The organism is Amycolatopsis sp. NPDC031561 (assembly GCF_055580625.1).
This window is the reverse complement of sequence record NZ_JBVILA010000033.1, coordinates 1-16784: the sequence shown is the minus strand read 5'-3', so window position 1 is coordinate 16784 and position 16784 is coordinate 1. Positions and strand designations below refer to the sequence as shown.

General features: G+C 64.2%; 15 protein-coding genes. 10 read left to right on the top strand and 5 right to left on the bottom strand.

What is annotated here, in order from left to right; all coding sequences use genetic code 11:
• Positions 1-116: 116 nt before the first annotated feature.
• From ACZ5IK_RS40040 to ACZ5IK_RS40030, 3 genes are all read left to right on the top strand, one after another.
• Positions 117-434, top strand: a complete 318-nt coding sequence (locus ACZ5IK_RS40040) for an AbrB/MazE/SpoVT family DNA-binding domain-containing protein (protein WP_465492465.1) — start codon at positions 117-119, stop codon at positions 432-434.
• Positions 431-1486, top strand: coding sequence for a tyrosine-type recombinase/integrase (locus ACZ5IK_RS40035; RefSeq protein WP_465492464.1), 1056 nt, complete (start codon positions 431-433; stop codon positions 1484-1486). The genes ACZ5IK_RS40040 and ACZ5IK_RS40035 overlap by 4 nt, the downstream gene beginning before the upstream one ends.
• Before the next feature lie 200 nt (positions 1487-1686).
• Positions 1687-2742, top strand: coding sequence for a hypothetical protein (locus ACZ5IK_RS40030; protein WP_465492463.1), 1056 nt, complete (start codon positions 1687-1689; stop codon positions 2740-2742).
• 1654 nt (positions 2743-4396) lie between these two features.
• Here the strand turns inward: ACZ5IK_RS40030 and ACZ5IK_RS40025 are convergent.
• On the bottom strand, positions 4397-4630 hold the full coding sequence (locus ACZ5IK_RS40025; RefSeq protein ID WP_465492462.1) for a hypothetical protein: 234 nt from the start codon (positions 4628-4630) through the stop codon (positions 4397-4399).
• 126 nt (positions 4631-4756) lie between these two features.
• On the opposite strand from ACZ5IK_RS40025, the gene ACZ5IK_RS40020 reads away from it, so the two are divergent.
• From ACZ5IK_RS40020 to ACZ5IK_RS39990, 7 genes are all read left to right on the top strand, one after another.
• Entirely contained in the window at positions 4757-7048 is a 2292-nt protein-coding gene (locus tag ACZ5IK_RS40020; protein WP_465492461.1) for an NB-ARC domain-containing protein, read from the top strand.
• Entirely contained in the window at positions 7045-7476 is a 432-nt protein-coding gene (locus ACZ5IK_RS40015) for a hypothetical protein (RefSeq protein WP_465492460.1), read from the top strand. Before ACZ5IK_RS40020 ends, ACZ5IK_RS40015 begins: the two co-directional genes overlap by 4 nt.
• 40 nt (positions 7477-7516) lie before the next feature.
• Positions 7517-8110, top strand: coding sequence for a hypothetical protein (locus ACZ5IK_RS40010; RefSeq protein ID WP_465492459.1), 594 nt, complete (start codon positions 7517-7519; stop codon positions 8108-8110).
• A gap of 295 nt (positions 8111-8405) precedes the next feature.
• Entirely contained in the window at positions 8406-8744 is a 339-nt protein-coding gene (locus tag ACZ5IK_RS40005; RefSeq protein WP_465492458.1) for a PadR family transcriptional regulator, read from the top strand.
• Positions 8741-9586 (top strand): hypothetical protein, encoded by an 846-nt coding sequence (locus ACZ5IK_RS40000; protein WP_465492457.1) that lies wholly within the window; start codon positions 8741-8743, stop codon positions 9584-9586. Before ACZ5IK_RS40005 ends, ACZ5IK_RS40000 begins: the two co-directional genes overlap by 4 nt.
• 363 nt (positions 9587-9949) lie before the next feature.
• The gene (locus ACZ5IK_RS39995; protein WP_465492456.1) at positions 9950-11032 is read left to right on the top strand and encodes a PLL family lectin; all 1083 of its coding nucleotides are present in this window, start codon (positions 9950-9952) and stop codon (positions 11030-11032) included.
• A gap of 179 nt (positions 11033-11211) precedes the next feature.
• A complete protein-coding gene (locus ACZ5IK_RS39990; RefSeq protein WP_465492455.1) occupies positions 11212-11532 on the top strand; it encodes a hypothetical protein in 321 nt (106 codons plus the stop codon).
• Positions 11533-11667: 135 nt separating this feature from the next.
• On the opposite strand, the gene ACZ5IK_RS39985 is transcribed toward ACZ5IK_RS39990, so the two are convergent.
• The 4 genes from ACZ5IK_RS39985 to ACZ5IK_RS39970 all read right to left on the bottom strand — a co-directional run.
• Positions 11668-12081, bottom strand: a complete 414-nt coding sequence (locus ACZ5IK_RS39985; RefSeq protein ID WP_465492454.1) for a hypothetical protein — start codon at positions 12079-12081, stop codon at positions 11668-11670.
• Positions 12082-12214: 133 nt separating this feature from the next.
• Positions 12215-12610 carry a hypothetical protein gene (locus ACZ5IK_RS39980; protein ID WP_465492453.1) on the bottom strand — a complete coding sequence of 132 codons (396 nt, stop codon included), beginning with the start codon at positions 12608-12610 and terminating at the stop codon, positions 12215-12217.
• Positions 12607-16164 carry a tetratricopeptide repeat protein gene (locus ACZ5IK_RS39975; RefSeq protein ID WP_465492452.1) on the bottom strand — a complete coding sequence of 1186 codons (3558 nt, stop codon included), beginning with the start codon at positions 16162-16164 and terminating at the stop codon, positions 12607-12609. Before ACZ5IK_RS39975 ends, ACZ5IK_RS39980 begins: the two co-directional genes overlap by 4 nt.
• A 428-nt stretch (positions 16165-16592) precedes the next feature.
• Positions 16593-16784, bottom strand: a 192-nt coding sequence (locus tag ACZ5IK_RS39970) for a hypothetical protein (RefSeq protein WP_465492451.1), incomplete at its 5' end; no start/stop codon positions are given.

Here is a 16784-nt window from a genome sequence, read left to right as displayed (position 1 = left end):
TCCCTGCCACGCCTGCCCGGGGTGGGCGTTCCCCGATGGCCGCGTCGAACCGGCCGCTACCGTTGCCCACGGTTCCCACACCGCGCGCCGATGCCACCGTCTACGGCCTAGCGGCCGTGGACAGTCGCGGGCGGGTCGCCGACCGCACGGTGTTCACCGCGCTGGGCTGGGTGGCGGGCACACCGCTGGCCATCAGCGTCACCGACGGAACGCTGGTGATCGGCACCGACCCCCGCGGTGTGTTCGGCATGACCAGCCAGGGACACCTACGCCTTCCCGCACATGTACGGCACTGCTGCGAACTGGGCCCTGGCGATCGCGTGCTGCTCGCCGCCTACCCCGACCGCGACCTGCTTCTCGTGCACCCACCATCAGTGCTCGACCTGCTGCTCGCCGACTGCCACGCAACGCTGCTGGGTGGTGGTCCCGCATGACCGCCGAACATCACCAGGGCGCGTCGGCGGACCGGGCTGCCGATCTCGACGCCGCCCGGCTGCTGCTGGCCCGGATCGGTGTCACCGCCGAAGACCTCATCAGTGAGCCGATCACCCGGCCACTGCTGCCGACCTTCGCCGAATACATCCCCGTCGTATCCGACGCAGTCTCTGACGGCACCCGCCGCGTCTACACCTCCTACTGGAACCGGATCCTCGAACACTGGGGGCACCGCCGCCTGGACGAGCCGACACCGTCACAGATCAAACAACTCGTCGAGCACATCAAGACCAACGTCGTCGCCCGCCGCAACGCCCGCGGTGGGCGCAACGCCCGCGGTGGGCGCAGCGCAGGCGAACACCTCATCGCCGCCCTGCGCTGCCTGTACCGGCACGCCGAAGACGACCGCCTCATCGCACCCGGCGACAACCCAGCCCGTAAAGTCGCCAAACCCCCACGACTGCCGTCGACGCGCCGTGCGGTCGCGGGCGACCGGCTGGCCGAGATCAACCACACCGCCGCCACCACCGGCAACGACCCCGCCCTCGACACCCTCCTGCTGCGACTGCATACCGAAACCGCGTGCCGCCGTGGCGGTGCGCTCGCCCTACGGCCGCAGGACCTCGATCCAGCCCAGTGCCTGATCTTCCTCCGCGAAAAAGGCGAGACGGTTCGCTGGCAGCCAGTCTCCCCCACGCTGATGACTCACCTGCAACAACACACGCACGACCGGCACGCGCCACACGACGGGCAACTGCTGCGCTACCGCAACGGGCAACCAATCACCAGCCGCCGCTACGACCACCTCTGGACCCGGCTGGGAAAACACCTACCCTGGGTCGCCACCCAGCAAATCTCCACCCACTGGCTGCGCCACACCACCCTGACCTGGGTCGAGCGCAACTTCGGGTACGCCGTAGCCCGCGCCTACGCCGGACACAGCGACCACGGCAGCGATGCCGGAACCACCACAACCTACGTCCGCGCCAGCATCAACGAAGTAGCCGCAGCGCTCGCAGCTCTCACCGAAGAACCACACCCCCTCGCGTGAATCAACGCCCCAGCGGACCGTTGATCCGACCAGGGCGGTCAGCCCGGAAGGGTCTCTCAAGAATTGGCGCTGTCGCAGATCTTGTTGAGCCTGCCGGGACAAGGACCCGCCCCAATCCAGTACGCGGTACAAAGGCGTCATCCAGCGCGTCCGGATCACAGGACCTGCGCCAGCAGCCCGTCGTCTGACAGACTCCAGCAGTGGGCCTCTTCTCGCGACAGTCACGCCAGACGCGACGCCAGCAACCCGACGCCGTGGTCTTATGCGCGTTCCGAGAGCTGACGAACCCAGAACCGCTCAGGAACTTCGATCCTGAGCACGCGTATGCCTACCGCTGGGCGCTTCCTACGCTCCCTACTGTCGGGCAATGGGCCATAGTCGAAGGGCACGACGGCCCAACAACCATCATCGTGGGCGCCATCGGCGTGAACTCCTACGTCGAGAAGTTCGGAGTGAATTCTCTGGACTCAATCACGCGCCTTGTTCCAACCGCGGACATCCAACAGGCACATGCTGCGGCAGAAAAGAAGCTCGCCGACCAACGTGCTGCCGAGACCGTATGGCTCGCCCACTGCCGCTGGGTGGCCGGAATTGATGCCAGCGAACCGGCGGACCCGCTACCGGCCGGGTTCGATATTCCTGCTCTGCCTATGGAGTCGGAGGGCTCAACCAGCGCCGATCGGCACGGGGGTAATTGGTGGCGCGCGTCCAAGAAGGCTGCGGAACTCCAGCACTCAGGGGCAGAGGTCGAGCGCTTCAGGGATGTTGCCCGCTCCTGGTTCCGGATCCGCGACGCCAGTATGAGGGCTGAGCAAGTGTCGTCGGTCAAAATTGTCGCGCAAAGCGTCGACTTGGACCGAGTGATCCGCGAGGTAGCGAGCGGCGTAGACCTTGGGGACCAGCCCGGCCACCTTCTCGGCAAACCGATGTGGGAGTGGCTCCGGTACGTAGAGGAACTGTCGAAGGCCGGTGAGCCCGAGGCCGCCAAGGCGTTGGCCCTCGTTTACGCCTTGATCGTGGTCGCGGAGAAGGAAGCGGCGATTAGCGGCCGCGAACCCGCAAACGCGTACACCGAGCGAGCAGCCATCCTGCATCGCAAACGCAAGGAGTACAGCCAAGAGGTTGCTGTACTCGAACGCTGGGAGAGTGCGTGCCCACCGGAAGGTCGCGGACCGGGGGCACTGCACTCGAAACTCGCCCAACGCCTCACCAAAGCGAGAGAACTGGCGAACAAGCATCCGGAACCTACGTCGTAGCCTCCGCCCGGTCGTACACCCGACCTGCTGCGACGGACGCGTGTCGCCTGCAGCCATCGTGGGACCACCACGTTGCCAGTCGTGGGACCTCCGACAGCACCGCAGAAGTGGAACCGGTTGTCGGATTGGCGATTGACGAACCCTGCGTTCCCGAATGACCGATATGCGGCATGAGAGTGCGTAGGGGCGGTGTCGCCGTGGCGTTACGCCTGGTGTCGGGGATTCACTCAATTGGCTGCCATCGCTGGTCGTGACCGAATTGTCTCGGGCCGCGCGGTAATGGTGCGGCGCGGGCAGGCGACTCAGCGAGTGAGTGGCCTGTGACAGTGCTGCTGCGGCCGTGAGCCGCGTCGAAACTGCTGACCGGGCCGATCGCCCGGTACGGGCGCAGGGTGGTGGTACCGGTGCGCGTTGGTCGGTCGCCGTCGTGGTGAGCCACGTGCATGACTGAGAGGGATGGGTGTTGACCAGGCTGTTCCAGTGCGTGCTCTTGACCAGGTGTGGTGGATGTGGTGTTCCTGCATGATTTGGACGGCGACGCGCGCCGGTCTTGCTCTTGTGGGGGTGATAACGGGTTTTGGCCGGAGTGGCTGGCTGATGCTGTGCCGGGCCCGCGGTGTGGTCGGAGGGCTATGACGCGTGGTCGAGTGGGTACCGCGGTCATGCGATGCCGATGCAAGACCGTGCGGTCAATGTGCTGGCGACACTGCACGCTCGTGGTGTGGGTGCGCGGCCGTTGGTGTTCGTGACGCACAGCATGGGCGGGTTGATTGTGAAAGAGGCGTTGTTGTACGCGGCGTACGGTGGTACAGAGTTCGCGTCGTTCGCCGACGTCGCTCGGGGTGTGGTGGTTCTGGGAACGCCGCACAATGGGTCTGGTCTGACGAGAGCGGCGACGGCTCTCGGGAGGATCTATCGCGGCACTCTTGCTGTGAAGGATCTGGAGCGGAACAGTGCGCATTTGCGGCAGATCACGAAGCGCCACCGGAATTGGGTTCACCACGAGGCAGGTGGTGTCAGGCATCTGGTGTTCTTCGAGAACAGGCCGACCAAGGGGGTCCGGTGGTCGATGAGGGGTCGGCTGATCCCGGGTTGCCACAGGTGCAGCCGGTCGAAGTCGATACCAACCACATCGACATCTGCAAGCCCGTGGACCGGGAGGACATGGTCTACCTCCGGATCCAGAATATGGTGACCAACATCGTCGCCTCACTCGACGCGTCACGGACTCCTGCAGGGGATGTGTCGGATCGGCGTGACGTTCGGGTGGTAGTTGACCGGCCGGGCGGCGGTTCGATCACGGTGAGGAGCCAGATCGGTGGAGTGCTGGTTGAGGGGAGGTCGGTGGGGTGGCCGTCGGAGCCGGGCGCGTGGCGGCAGGCGCTGGCTATTCCGACAGGGGTACCGAGACGCTACAGACGAGCCATAGCACCGGACCGCCTAGTGATAGTGCCCGACATGCGACCGTTTCTTGTCGGGTCTTGGACAACAAGTTGGGTCTCAAGGCCAGTAGCTTGTCCGCCCACTTGGCGCTACGATAACAAACCCCCGCTTAAACCGAGGATTACCTGTTGACAACACAGATTCTCCATTCACCACTGGCGCATTCTCGCGTAGATATACCCCGCCGCATTGGGGAACCGATTCACGGTGATCACGCTTCTCGCGATTCTCCCAGTTTCAGGATCACGTCCACGACTTTCACCAGTTCGTCTTCGCGCGCTCGTGCGATCACATTTGCGCCGAAGCGCCACCGGAGCGCGAACTCCGCGACGGTGGGGGCGAGCACCACCACTGCAAGGATCAGCGCGAGCCACCACGGCGCCGCAAGGCTCGCCACGACAGCCATAACGTTTGACCAGCCGCGTCGCGAGATGTGTTTGACCATGCCCTACTCCCTCGTTTGTGCCGACGCCGACGACGTTGCCAGGGTCGACGACTTCAACGGCAGGGGGTGGGACAACAGCGGAACGAAACCGGGACAGATCTTGATCTCGATCGCGGAGGCTCGAAGATGACAGACCCGCACCTTCCCGACCGCATGACGGCTCCGGAAGCGCTGGGCGACATCCTGCGACGAGCCCTCGCCCGCCACGGCCTCAGTGCGCGCGACCTAGCGAAAAAGATGAATCGCGGTCACACGTCGATTTCGTACCTGATGAACGGTGGGCGTCGATTTGACTGGAAGACGGTGCATGAGGTCGCAGTCGCCGTCGAAATCTACAACGGATGGGCCGATTCGAAGGATTTACTGGAACTGTGGCGATTGTCGACAGCCCACCACGGCGGGGAGCCGATTCCTCAGCGTGCGGTGAATGCTGTGTACTTGACTCTGCTGAACACATTCACCCGACAGCCACTGTCTCACCTACCACGCGACATCGTCGACTTCACCAATCGCACGGACGAACTGACGAAGGTATCGGGCTTCGTGGCGGATGGCTGGCAGTTCATCGTGTTGACCGGCATGGGTGGTGTCGGGAAGTCCAAGCTGGCCGTCCACCTAGCGCACCGTCTCGGCGCCAACTGGCCGCACCACCACCTTTACTTGAAGATGCAAGACCGAGATGGCACCACCCTCGACGCAGTTGCCGCAATGGCAGCTCTGCTCGATCAGATCGGTGACGCCACGGGCGACGACGTCATCGATCTTAAGACGCGATGGAATACCGCACTGCGCGGAACCCGCTCGTTGTTCCTCCTGGACGACGTCGCCGAGTTCAACCAGATTAAAGCTCTTTTGCCGGCCAACGGACAACACCTGGTCCTAATTACCTCGCGCAGCGGGATCGCGTTCGAGCACGCGAAGGTTGTGCGCATCGGCACCGTCTCCGATGAGGCAGGTCTGCAGCTACTGCTCCGCATCAGCGGGACACCTGACAGCAACCGTTTGGCGCCTCTGCTCGACATCGGACGTGGGTTACCGATCGCCCTGCGTGCGATCGGTACGCGCATCCAACTCGGCACGAGTCCTGAATCTTTGGTCGTCGCCCTACGTGACGAGAAGACTCGCCTGCGGGCGCTCAGCATCGGCAGCGAGGAAATCGACGTGCTGGCGTGCCTGTCGTTCAGCTACCGTTCTCTTGATCCAGATCAGCAACGGCGTTTTCGGTTGCTCTCCGCCATCCCCGGCACGGACTTCGGCTTGGAGGTCGCCGCAGCCGTGCTGGAGATGCCGGAGAGCGCCGCGACCCTGGAACTCGACATCTTCGTCACGGCGAGCATCATCGAGCCCGCGTCGCCCGGCCGGTTTGCGCTACACGACCTCTACCGAACGCTCGCCCGTCAGGTGGCCGAGCAGGACGCAGCACCGGGCGATACCCGCGCGGCCGCGGTCCGGGCGGTTCGGTGGTACACCGAGCAAGTCCGCGACCTCGGCGCCGATCATTCCCGTGATGGTGTGCCCGACATCAGCAGCCTCCCGTGGCGCGACCGTGAAGGTGCCAACGCTTTCGCCGCGGCGGCCGTTGGCTTGGAGCTCGAAGAGTGGCAATTGGTTTTCGACCTGTCGCGAGAACTGCACGGCTACTACACGTATCGCGGTAAACTGGAAGAGGCCGAGGCCGTGATGCGATACGGTCTCATTGCTGCACGGTCGCTCGGCGGAGTCTCCCCGCTCATCGACAGTTGCGTCACACTGGCGGTGCACTTGAGCGACCGGGGACGCAACCATGACGCTATCCGCCTCTTGATGCCTCTGCTCGAGCTGAGCATGACTGATCGAAACCGATCTTGGGTGCTCGCCCACTTGGGCGCTCAACAACGCGACTGCGGCGATCACGTCGCGGCGATAGCGAACTTGACCGGGGCACTCGATTTTGCCCGATCTAGCGGCGAGCGCCGACACACAACATGGGTATTGGGCTATCTAGGCCTCACGTATGAGGTCGCAGGGATGCACGAGCAAGCGCTTGAGGCTGAGACCGAGGCCGAAAGGATCTATCGCGATGTCGATGACCTCGACGGTCTCATCTGGATCGTCGTCTACAAGTCCCGCACGTTCCTCGGCCTGAACCGGGTGAAGGAGGCTGAAGACGCGCTTCTCTGGGCGTTGTCAATAGTCGAATCCGTTAACAATCTCGGCACGGAGGCTTGGGTATGGACACGGCTGTGCTACCTATATCGTGATCACGGCTCGTGGGCCAAGCTCGTTGACGCCGCAAAGCAACTCGAGCGCGTGGGCGCCCTTCGCGAGAACCAACACATCGTCGGCGAGGCGGCAGAGCTGAGAGCGTTGGCCGCGCGACAGTTAAGCGCGGGCCGCAATGGTGACGACAGTGGCCATGACCCCGGGGGAACATCGTGAATTCTGATGCAGAGGACGTGCTCATTCAAATGCTGCGCTCGGCGGGCGTCGACACATCGACGTCTGCCGAACCTCGATTTCGCGACGTGGTAAGCAGCAGTTGGACCGTCTTCTCGGTTGACTCGGTTCTCAGCGAGATAAGCGCCTTGGCGAATCTCGCCACCGTTGTTCGAAGTTACTACGGCGCCAAGCAGTCGAGCGACATTCCTGTTGCTGAGGAGACGAAAGTAGTCAAATTCGCACTACGCAAGCTGGCGGCGTCCATGGGCGTGGATCTGAACGATCTGACTGCGATTGCCAGCTACGCCAGCCCACACACCACCGCCTGGCTTGTCTACGTGAAATCAACTGAAACAAGATTCTATCAAGTAGGAGTGCACGCAGTTGGCAATGCCGCGCGAATCATCGGGATGCAGCGATCCGAATAAATGCGACTACGTGCACAAACAATGACCGAAGGGCAGCGAATTGAGTATCTGGGACTACGCCGAGCCTGCGGGAGTGCTCGTCGAGCACTCTGAATTCACCGCACTTGTCACGCTCGCCGACGGCCGCCTGAGTACCGTGTATGTGGAGAGTATTCACTGGCTCGAGACGAGTTGGAAATGGCCCATAGGCTACAGCCCTGTCGTGGAGTCCTTCTGGACGAAGGACTCGAACGGCAACCGTTTCTCGCTCATGCATGTGGCTTCCCGACTTCATCGTGCGGCGCGAGGAGTGGACAAGGTAGCCGCCGTCGGCGCACATGTACTGACCATGACCAACATAGTTGGGCAGGTGATGCGCAGGTACAGCAGGGCTGGACATGCCCATGAAGACCTCGACACAGGTGAGTTGTCGTACCCGCACACCTATCACCCTTTTGAGAAGATTCGCGACATCAGTCAGGGCGTCATCGCTTCATCGACCCTCCTGCATAGCGTCAAGGACGCCCGCGAGTCACTAAGAATTCTTTTCGATGGACCAGCCGAGGAAGGCTACTATCAGATAAACAGCGACGGCACACTGGGATCGCGCCTCATTAATGGTACTTTGAGAAAGAATCAACTGATACCCTCATGACGTCAAGCAAATAGGCCGCTCGCCAAGGGTGCCAACTTTGCCCGCTCGTCGACATGAGCGAACCTTCGCCGATACGCGAGGTCAGCGGCATGAGCGGACGTTTGCCATGCGTGTTCATTTCAAGTCGTCATCCTGTGGCGTGCAGGAGAGGCGTGCTAGGACTCATCGGGCCTCCGCCATGCAGCCTTGGGGTAGCAACAGCATCCATTGCGGGGCTGCGCCAATGGCCCCAGCTGAACGTCCGTGGCGAAGTCGTACCGGATCGGACTAATCCTACCTAGGTAAGATAAGCGTTGTGGCAGAGGCGAGGCGGATCACCGGGCCGCTCTTGGACGTACTGGAAGTGCTCGTCGCGGGCTTCCAGCAGGGCCAGGACCCGCACGGCTGGACGATCATGAAAGCGATCAAGCGTACCGGGCCGACCGTGTACGGCGTGCTGGAACGCCTGGAGAGGTGGGGGTGGATCACCGGCACCTGGGAAGAACTACCTGCCGGGGAAGTCCGGCCGCGTCGCCGCTATTACCGGCTGACACCGAACGGCCGGGTCGAAGCGGCCGCGCTATTGGCCCACCGCCGCCCGGCTTCCGCCGGTGACACGGCGATCCGCCGCTTCTTGCCCGGAGGTGCCTCGTGAACAGCTGGCTGGACGTGGTGGCCGGGGTCGTACTGGGTCTCCTGGTCAACGAGGGCACGGAGATGTCGCCGTGGCTGGCCCACAAGGTCCTGCGCTGGGCGGGCGCGATCCAGCAGCCCAGCAGAGCCGCGGAATTCGCCGAAGAGCGGTCGGCGACCATCGACAGCCGGCCGGGCAAGACCTTCAAGCTGTGTACCGCGCTCGGGTTTCTGTTCGCCGCCATGGTCCACCGGGCCGTCGATCCCGGAACGACGGCGCGATCGAGGCGCCTTGCGGTGTTACGGCTCCGCATTCTGGCAGCGATCGCCGTGGGCGGGGTGTATGCCGCGACCTGGGGCCTTATCGGTCTCTGCCTGGGCAAATCACCGCTCAGCCCGATGGTCTCCATGGGGTTGGCGCTGTTCGTCGTCGCCGTGGTGGTGTTCCACTTGCCGCTGCTGAGGCCCGAGGCGGCCCTGTACTCTGGGGCGCTGCCCGCGGTACTGATGTCGTTGCTGTGGATCGACGCGGATTTCAACGTCCCCTTGGTCATCGCGACCCTGCTCGCGCCTGTATATGGCACCGCGCAGGCGGTGCGCATGTTGCTGCGTGATAGCCGTCTTCTCGCCAGGATCGCGTCCGTGGTCGCGATCGGCGCCGTGATTACGACTACCGCCGTGATACAGCTGGAAACCATGCCACCCGACGCCGTCTTTTCGTTCTCTCTGGGAATGACCGGTTTGGGGTTGGTGGGTGGCCTGTGCGTGGGGATCGGTTTGCTGCTGATCGAGCACGTCGAGAACGAGTGGCACGACATGGGAGTCACTCCGACGACCGCCATCGGGACACAGGGCCGGGATTGACCGGGGTTGCGCGGGCATGGCACAGCAGCGACGCGCGACCGCACCTATGTGTGACTGAGCGCTTCATCTTGCCAGCCGAACATGGCGGTCGGCCAATTGAAGCGCCTGGACAGCCGTAGCTTCGCCCGACCTGCGGCATGAGAGTGCGTTCTTTGCGGTCGGGAACTCGAGCGCAAGGGTAGCGTTCTGCGGCTGATCCACGACTAGTAAGTACAGGATGGTTGTGCCGAGCGCGTGGGACGTAGGGAGTTGTGTGGCAGGTCGTGGGCGGGGCCGGCAGCGGGTGGCCTGGCGGTGTGGGCGGTGCTGCGGTTCGGCGGCCTGCTGGCCTGGCTGGGTGATCAGGGCAGTAGCGTCCGGCCCGTGGTGGAGGGGTTGAGCTGGATTGCGGGTATCGGCGGTTTGCTGGTCGCGGTGGCGGCGGTTGCGGTGCGGCAGGGACGCGTCGCCGCTGCCGATGTCCCTGCTGAGCAGACGGCATCCCAGACAGCTTCGGATCAAGCCGTGATTGTCGCCGGCGGTGCGTCGGGCGGTTCCGGCTCGGAGTCGGCCGGTGCCGTCCTCCGAGGCAATCAGTCTGCCGGAAGCCAGGGAGTTCGGGCTGTGGCTGCGGCGGACGCCGGGGATGGCGCGATGGAGGTCGTAGTCGCCACGGCGTTGGGTGCTGTGATGTCAGCCGCCGTTCGAGAAGGCGGAGGCTGGGGGCAGTGGACCGAGCACCCCTTTTCCCGCCAAGCTTGGGACATCGCCGCTGTGCAGCCGTCGCGGGACGTCATGGAGTACTACGTAGTCGACAGGGATGGCGTCATCCATGGTCGCAGGAGGGACCGAGGAGAATGGTCGTCGTGGCGGCCCGTACCGGCCGCGGAGTCTGGGCATGCGCGTGTTGTGCGAATCTCGGCCGCCAGCCTAAAAGCTGGTCATCGCGAGCTGTACACAGTGCTGGACGATGGCCGAGTGCTGCACGCATGGAAATGGGACGACTCTTCAACGTGGTCCGGGTGGTGTGACGCGGGAATCACCGGGGGAACAGACGTAGCAGCGTTCTCGCCCGACGATGATTTCTTGGATCACTTCCTACTCGATCGAGACGGCAACGTGTGGCGCCGCTGGTACGGAAATGAAACTTGGCACGAGTGGGAGAATTGGGGTCACCCAGGCTCGTCGGCAAAGGCGGTGACAGCCTTCCGCCAGGCTGTGGGCCAGCGCGAAATCTTCGTAGTCGACAAGGCGGGTGGTCTCGCCGACCGATGGCATGGTGGAGGCGAAGTCTGGTCGGAGTGGGGTTTCCTTGGAACTCCAGATGACCTCGTCGATGTGGCTGGAGCAACTACCAGTGCATTTCGCGTCTGGTGCGTCGGCGTAGGAAGTGAAGGACACCTCTGGTCGCGTTCATACGACAGAGAATGGGCACCGCAGTGGCAGTGGATCAGCCTCCGCCACTAGCCGGTCGCGATGGGGTCTTTCAGGCGGAGTGCCCACTCATCGGCGAGACAGTGTGTTGGTGTCAGGTTGCGGACGCCATGTACGCGGCCAGGATGTAGTTCGGGTGCCGGTCGAGGTTCTTGCGGGCGCGGTGTGAGGTTGCTACCTACGGAAACGTAAAGGATGCACGCTGCGACCACATGACCATGGGTAAGGAGAACCGAGACGCTCTGGTCCTGCAGGTAAGAGCCACGCTGGTCGTGGCCGCGTTGCGCCGGTCGATCGTGACGTACAAGGAACTTGGGCTTGCGATTGGGCTGAAGAACATCGAGCTGCGCAACGAGATGCCTCGTGTGCTGGAAAAGCTGGCCAACGATTGCCGCAACGCCAAAGAGCCTCCGGTGACGGCGCTGGTCGTCAACTCGCAGAGCGGAGCGCCTGGCGCAGGCTGGCACGGCAACGGAGAGCCATGGTACACAGATGTCCAACGAGTATTCCGACATTGGGCTAACCGATCCTGATCAGCCGGTCCTGTTCTGTCAGCCTGATGAACCTAGGGAGCCAGTGCTCCATCAGCGGCATGAGTGAATGTTTATCCGGTACCGATGGTGCGGTCTGCGCAACTCCTCGTGGCATGGGCTGGTGACGTGGCTGTTTCAAGCGAGGTCTTCGAAGGAGTTCTCGCCTGGGCGCCAGCACATCCATTGGCCGTCGGTGAAGCCGGTCAAGTTTGCGATCTCGGGTCCGGTGAGTTCGGCCGGCGTCGGGTGCAGGGCGAGGATGCCCGTGTCGAGTTCGAGGCTCAGTCCTGTGCCGGTGACTTCCTCGGTGGAGACCACAGTTGCGGTGACCAGCGACCGTAGTGCGTCGGCGTAGCCGGATCGGCCCTCGGTGTACGTGCCGTTGACGACGGTGACCGTCGGCATGGCGTCGCAGGTGAGGATGGGCTGGTCGCCGCCGGGTCCGTCGAAGTGCAGTTGGACGTAGTCATACACGAAGTTCACGGAGTACAGCCGCGACCCGACCAGCCTGCCCAGCAACTCGTTCGGCATGTACCTGTGTTCCGACATGCCGCCATCCTGCCGGAGCGACCTCGTGTCGTCCGCTTGAGCGCGCGTCCCGACAGGTAGACGCTCAGCAGCATGGGCGGACGTTCTATACAGCAATTGACGGTGGTCATCTGAATCTAGTTTCGGTTTGGAGCTACGCATGTGGGTCTTCCGATTTTGGCAGGTCGAGGAGCTGGTCGGGGCTCAGTTCGGATAGGTCACGTGGGCCGTCGTCGGTGATCAGTTCGAGGGTGGTGTTCCCGTCGAGATCTTGCCTGATTTTGTTGATGAGGTCTTGTGCTCGTCGGCGCTTGCGGATGCGGTCTGCCAGGTCCGTTACGGCGAGCGCGGCCGAGGGGATGGAAACGATCAGCGCGGCTACCGCGACTGGGTCGACCGACTTCTCGTTTTCGCGGGTGGCGTCATTGGAGTCTGGCCAGTTCGGCGGGGTCTCACGCAGGCAGTATCCCCATTCGCCGATCAGGTCGCCAAGGCTGGCTTTGGCAGATGTCAAGCCGACGGTGGAGTCGCTCTCGATACGAATAATCATCGTTCGTCGTTCCCTTGGTTGAGGTGGTCGAGCAGGTTCGTCAGCTGCTCCACGAGAGGGATCGCGCCAATCTTCGTAGCGGCCTGAAGGCCTTCGTTGGCTACTAGCTGGGCATCGTGGATCTGATCGGCCGCCGCGAGCAGGCTGGTTAAGCTCAGGGCGACGATGGCGAGGCCATCGGCGCGTTGGAGGCGACTGAAAATCGTGTAGGACTCGACGAGCCTGGGTGCTGCGGACTCGTAGTCTTGCTGAGCCAGGTGGATCTGGGCCAGGTCCCAGTTCGCTGCGGCAATGCCGTCGAGGTCACCTAGGTTCGTGTTTGTCTCTAGTCGTTTGAGCTGGAGCGATGTTGCTTCCTGGTAGTCCCCTTGCTGGAAGTGGATGTCGCCGATCTTGCCCCAGGTGATCGCGACGGAGCGGGTATCACCCAACCGCTCGAAGGCCGGTAGCTGGACTTCGCGGCGGATGCGCAGAGCTTCGTCGTAATCCCCCCGCCGTTCGACAATGTCGCCGATCTTGCCCCAGGTGATCGCGGTTTCGCGGGTGTCGCCCAACCGCTCGAAGGCCGGTAGCTGGACTTCGCGGCGGATGCGCAGAGCTTCGTCGTAATCCCCCCGCTGGAAGTGGATGTCGCCGATCTGGCCCGAGGTGATCGCGACGGAGCGGGTATCGCCCAACCGCTCGAAAGCCGGTAGTTCGACTTCGCGGCGGATGCGCAGAGCTTCGTCGTAATCCCCCCGCCGTTCGACGATGTCGCCGATGCGGCCGGATGCCACTGCGGCTTCGCCGTCGGAACCCGCGGTGAGGAACAGATCGCGTGCCTGGTTCAGCAGGTCTTCGGCCCTGCTCAGATCGCCCGTGGTGATCAGACGCTGCGCCTGTTCGGCCATGACCCGAGCCTGCTCGACGGGATCGTCATGATCGCCTGCGGCGACCCTTCGCGCGGCTCGCTCCAGCAACGCTTGCCCGGTCTCTCCCTCACCGCTGGTGAGAGCTGCAGCCGCCACCGCACGCAGGAGAGGAAGGGGTACTGGGTGGTTGTGCCGGTCCAGGAGCGCGATCGCCTCACCTCCTATCGCGGCAGCGGTGGCGGCGGGGCCTGTTCGCAGGTGCGCGACAGCGCCCTGAGCGCAGAGAGCCGTGATGGCCGGATTGTCCGCCAGCAGTGCCAACTGGGTCAGCTGGAGATCCTCCTCGGTGGTTCTGCTGCGCGATGGTGTGGGCGGTGTCCAGGCGGCCAGCAGGGCCTCGACGGTGGCCTCGGCCAGGACTGCTCGTTCTTCGGAGGTGAGTGGGGGGACCCGGCCGGCTGCCAGTGGATTGACGGCCAGCGCGGTGTGTCCCGGCTCCGCGGCATCGCCGTGGGGCTCCAATAGCCCGAGGCCGGACAGGCGGGTCGGTGATCCACCGACGAGGTCGGCGACGAGGCCGATCACTGTGTCCGGGACCGGCAGGTCGAACAGCGTGACCGCCCGCAGCAGAGCGGCGTTGGCTGTGCCGGCCTCCTCGAGGAGCACGTCCACGGCGAGGTTCTCCAGGAATTCCCGCAGCTCGGCTTCCTCGGGAAGATTTCCCCGTTGCAGGTATTCCTCCATCCCCGTCACCGCGGCATCCGCACGAGACACCGACACCTGCTCGTTGTACACCAGGCGCAGGCAGATCAGGTCCTGCAGACCTGGGTTTCCCCGGCTCACCGCGACCGCCCGGCGGGCCAGAACGGCGCGCTCGGCCCTTTGGGCAGCGGGGGCTAGAGCCTGCTGGCGGCGGTGCAGCTTCCGCTGGCCCACCGCAGGCAATGCCCCCAGCTGAATAGGTTCGAGCCGGGCTTCGGCGCCGTCGAGTACGAACGTGAACCGGCTGGTCACCAGCAACCGGCTGTCGGTCTCCTCGGTGTCGAAAGCGCGCAACACCGCCGACAGCACAGGCGCATGCCCGGAGGCGACCCGGTGCGGCCCGCCCTGCGAAGCCACGAGGACCTGTTCGAGGTCGTCAATGATGAGCAGCACCGGTTTGCGTCCATCACGCGCTTGGGCACACGGCCCGAACAACAGGTCGAGCAGCACCTCACCGACCTTTTCCGCCTGCTCCCGTACCCGCGGCAGACGGCTGTCGATCAGCTCCCGCGCGGCGGTGTTGGTGCGTACCGCCTCCCGGACGGCGTCCAGGACAGCCAGGGCGCTGTAGTCGCCGAACACCACCGCCACGGCGTACTGGCCGGCGACCCGGTCGGCGATCCGGGCGGCGAGGCTGGACTTGCCCAACCGGCCCTGCCCATGCAGCAGAACCCCAGCCTTCTCACCATCGCGCAGCACTCGCACAGCGCGCCGCAGCTCTTTGCGACGGCCCACGAACATCTGCGCCTGAGCCACCGGCACTTGCTGCTTGCGGTCCAGGAACCGTTTCGTGCCGTGCACGGCAGACACCAACGACCGCTTCCGGTCTCCGGCCACCACCGGCCCGCCACCGGTAGGCCCCAGCCACACCCGGGCCAGATGCCAATCCGCCCGCACTCCCGGATCTTCCGATGCCAGCAACGCCCGCCGGGCATCACCGACCGCCACCGCCACATCCACCTGCTTGTTCAGCTCCTGATACAGCCGCTTAGCGAACAACGTGGCAGCGTGATCCTGCACTGAACCGTCCCAGCCGATCACGGCGGGAACCCCAGCGGCGATCAAACTGGTCGACAAGGAATGGGCCAGCATTTCCCCCTGCCCGCCCGGCCCGGGGCCGGCCTTGCGCCCGTTGCCCGCGGGCAGATGCGGAGTGCTGTCGGCGCCGGTCGCGGTCAGGCACGCCGACACGAAAACCAGCCGCGTCGCGCCGCCGGGGAACAGGGCGACCAGCTCGGACGCTGTCGTCGGGCGTTCACTGCCGGTTTCGTCCTCCATCAGCAGCACCGGCGCGCCAGCTTCGCCGTTCTTGCCTGGCCAGCTGTTGGATCCGTGACAGGACAAATGGACGACCGGAAGGTCCGCGCTGGACAGCCGCACCCCAAGCTGTGCCGGATCCCCGGTGTCCTCGACCAGCAAGTCGATGCGAGTATCACCCACCGCATCAAGGATCGCCATTTCCTCAGCTTCGAAGTCCAGCTCGTGCGGCCCGGTCGGGGACGAAGCCATGAACGCGACCCCAAGCCGGTAGCCATCCAGCTCCGCCGAGACCGACGCCGTGCCCAGCCGACGGACCACGCCAAACCGGGTCATCCCGTCCTCGGCCAAGAACCCTCCACCCGGCCACGCCAACACCTCGAACGGTGCCCGCAGCAGTTGCCACTCAGCATCGGAAGGCCACTGCGGTCCCGCCACTTCCAACACCACCGGTGCCACCGCCCGCTCCAGCCAGGCATGCAATTGCCCCTGCTCGCCGTCCAGCCAGCCGAACAGCTCACGTCCCAGCCCTAGCACCACATCAGCGGAACTCGCGCGCGCATACCGGTCTGCGATCCCCCTCAGGAAATCGACATCCGAATCCCCCAATACTCGCCGCGGACCGACCCGCTCCTCACCGAGAACCAGCTCGAACCCCGAACCGTCCACGATCAGACCGGACACTGCCCCTCCCCTCCGGCAGCGAACAAACCACCAGCCCCGCCATCCACAACTCGATGCAGCACCCCTACAGGTCGCCAGATCACTGCCGACAGTTACCAGACATCTCATAACAGCAACCAAATTCGCCCAAACGGTCCAGTCAAACGCAGGTGCCCTCCCCGCGATCACGCCCCTGCGAACACCGCTCATCGGCAGAAGAGGACGTTCGAGCGGCGATGTAAGTTCCGGAGGCGACACCATCAGCCACTTACTCACTTATGCGGTCTGGCTGTTGCGAACGTGCTGAAAGGCGGCGGCGTGGTTGGGTGGATGCCGCCCCCTGCGAGCCTGGAGTTTGGTGTTAGTGGCTAAGGCCGTGGCCGTGATGCCCTGCTTGTCCAGGCGTAGTTTGTAGGCAGGGGCGCCCTCCGCTTCGAGCGGTGCGTTGCTCAGCCTGAAGTGTCCGAACCAGGCCTTCCGGAGGTGGCTGTGGAGTCCTCGTCCAGCCACGAGATCTGGATGAGCTGCTTGCCGTGCTTCCGGGTCACGAGGTTTCCTCGGCCCGGCGGCATCTGGCTCGGCTTCACGTTGGAGACGAGGTTGCCTTCGTCCCGCGAGCCGTTCATGACCATACCGGGCGC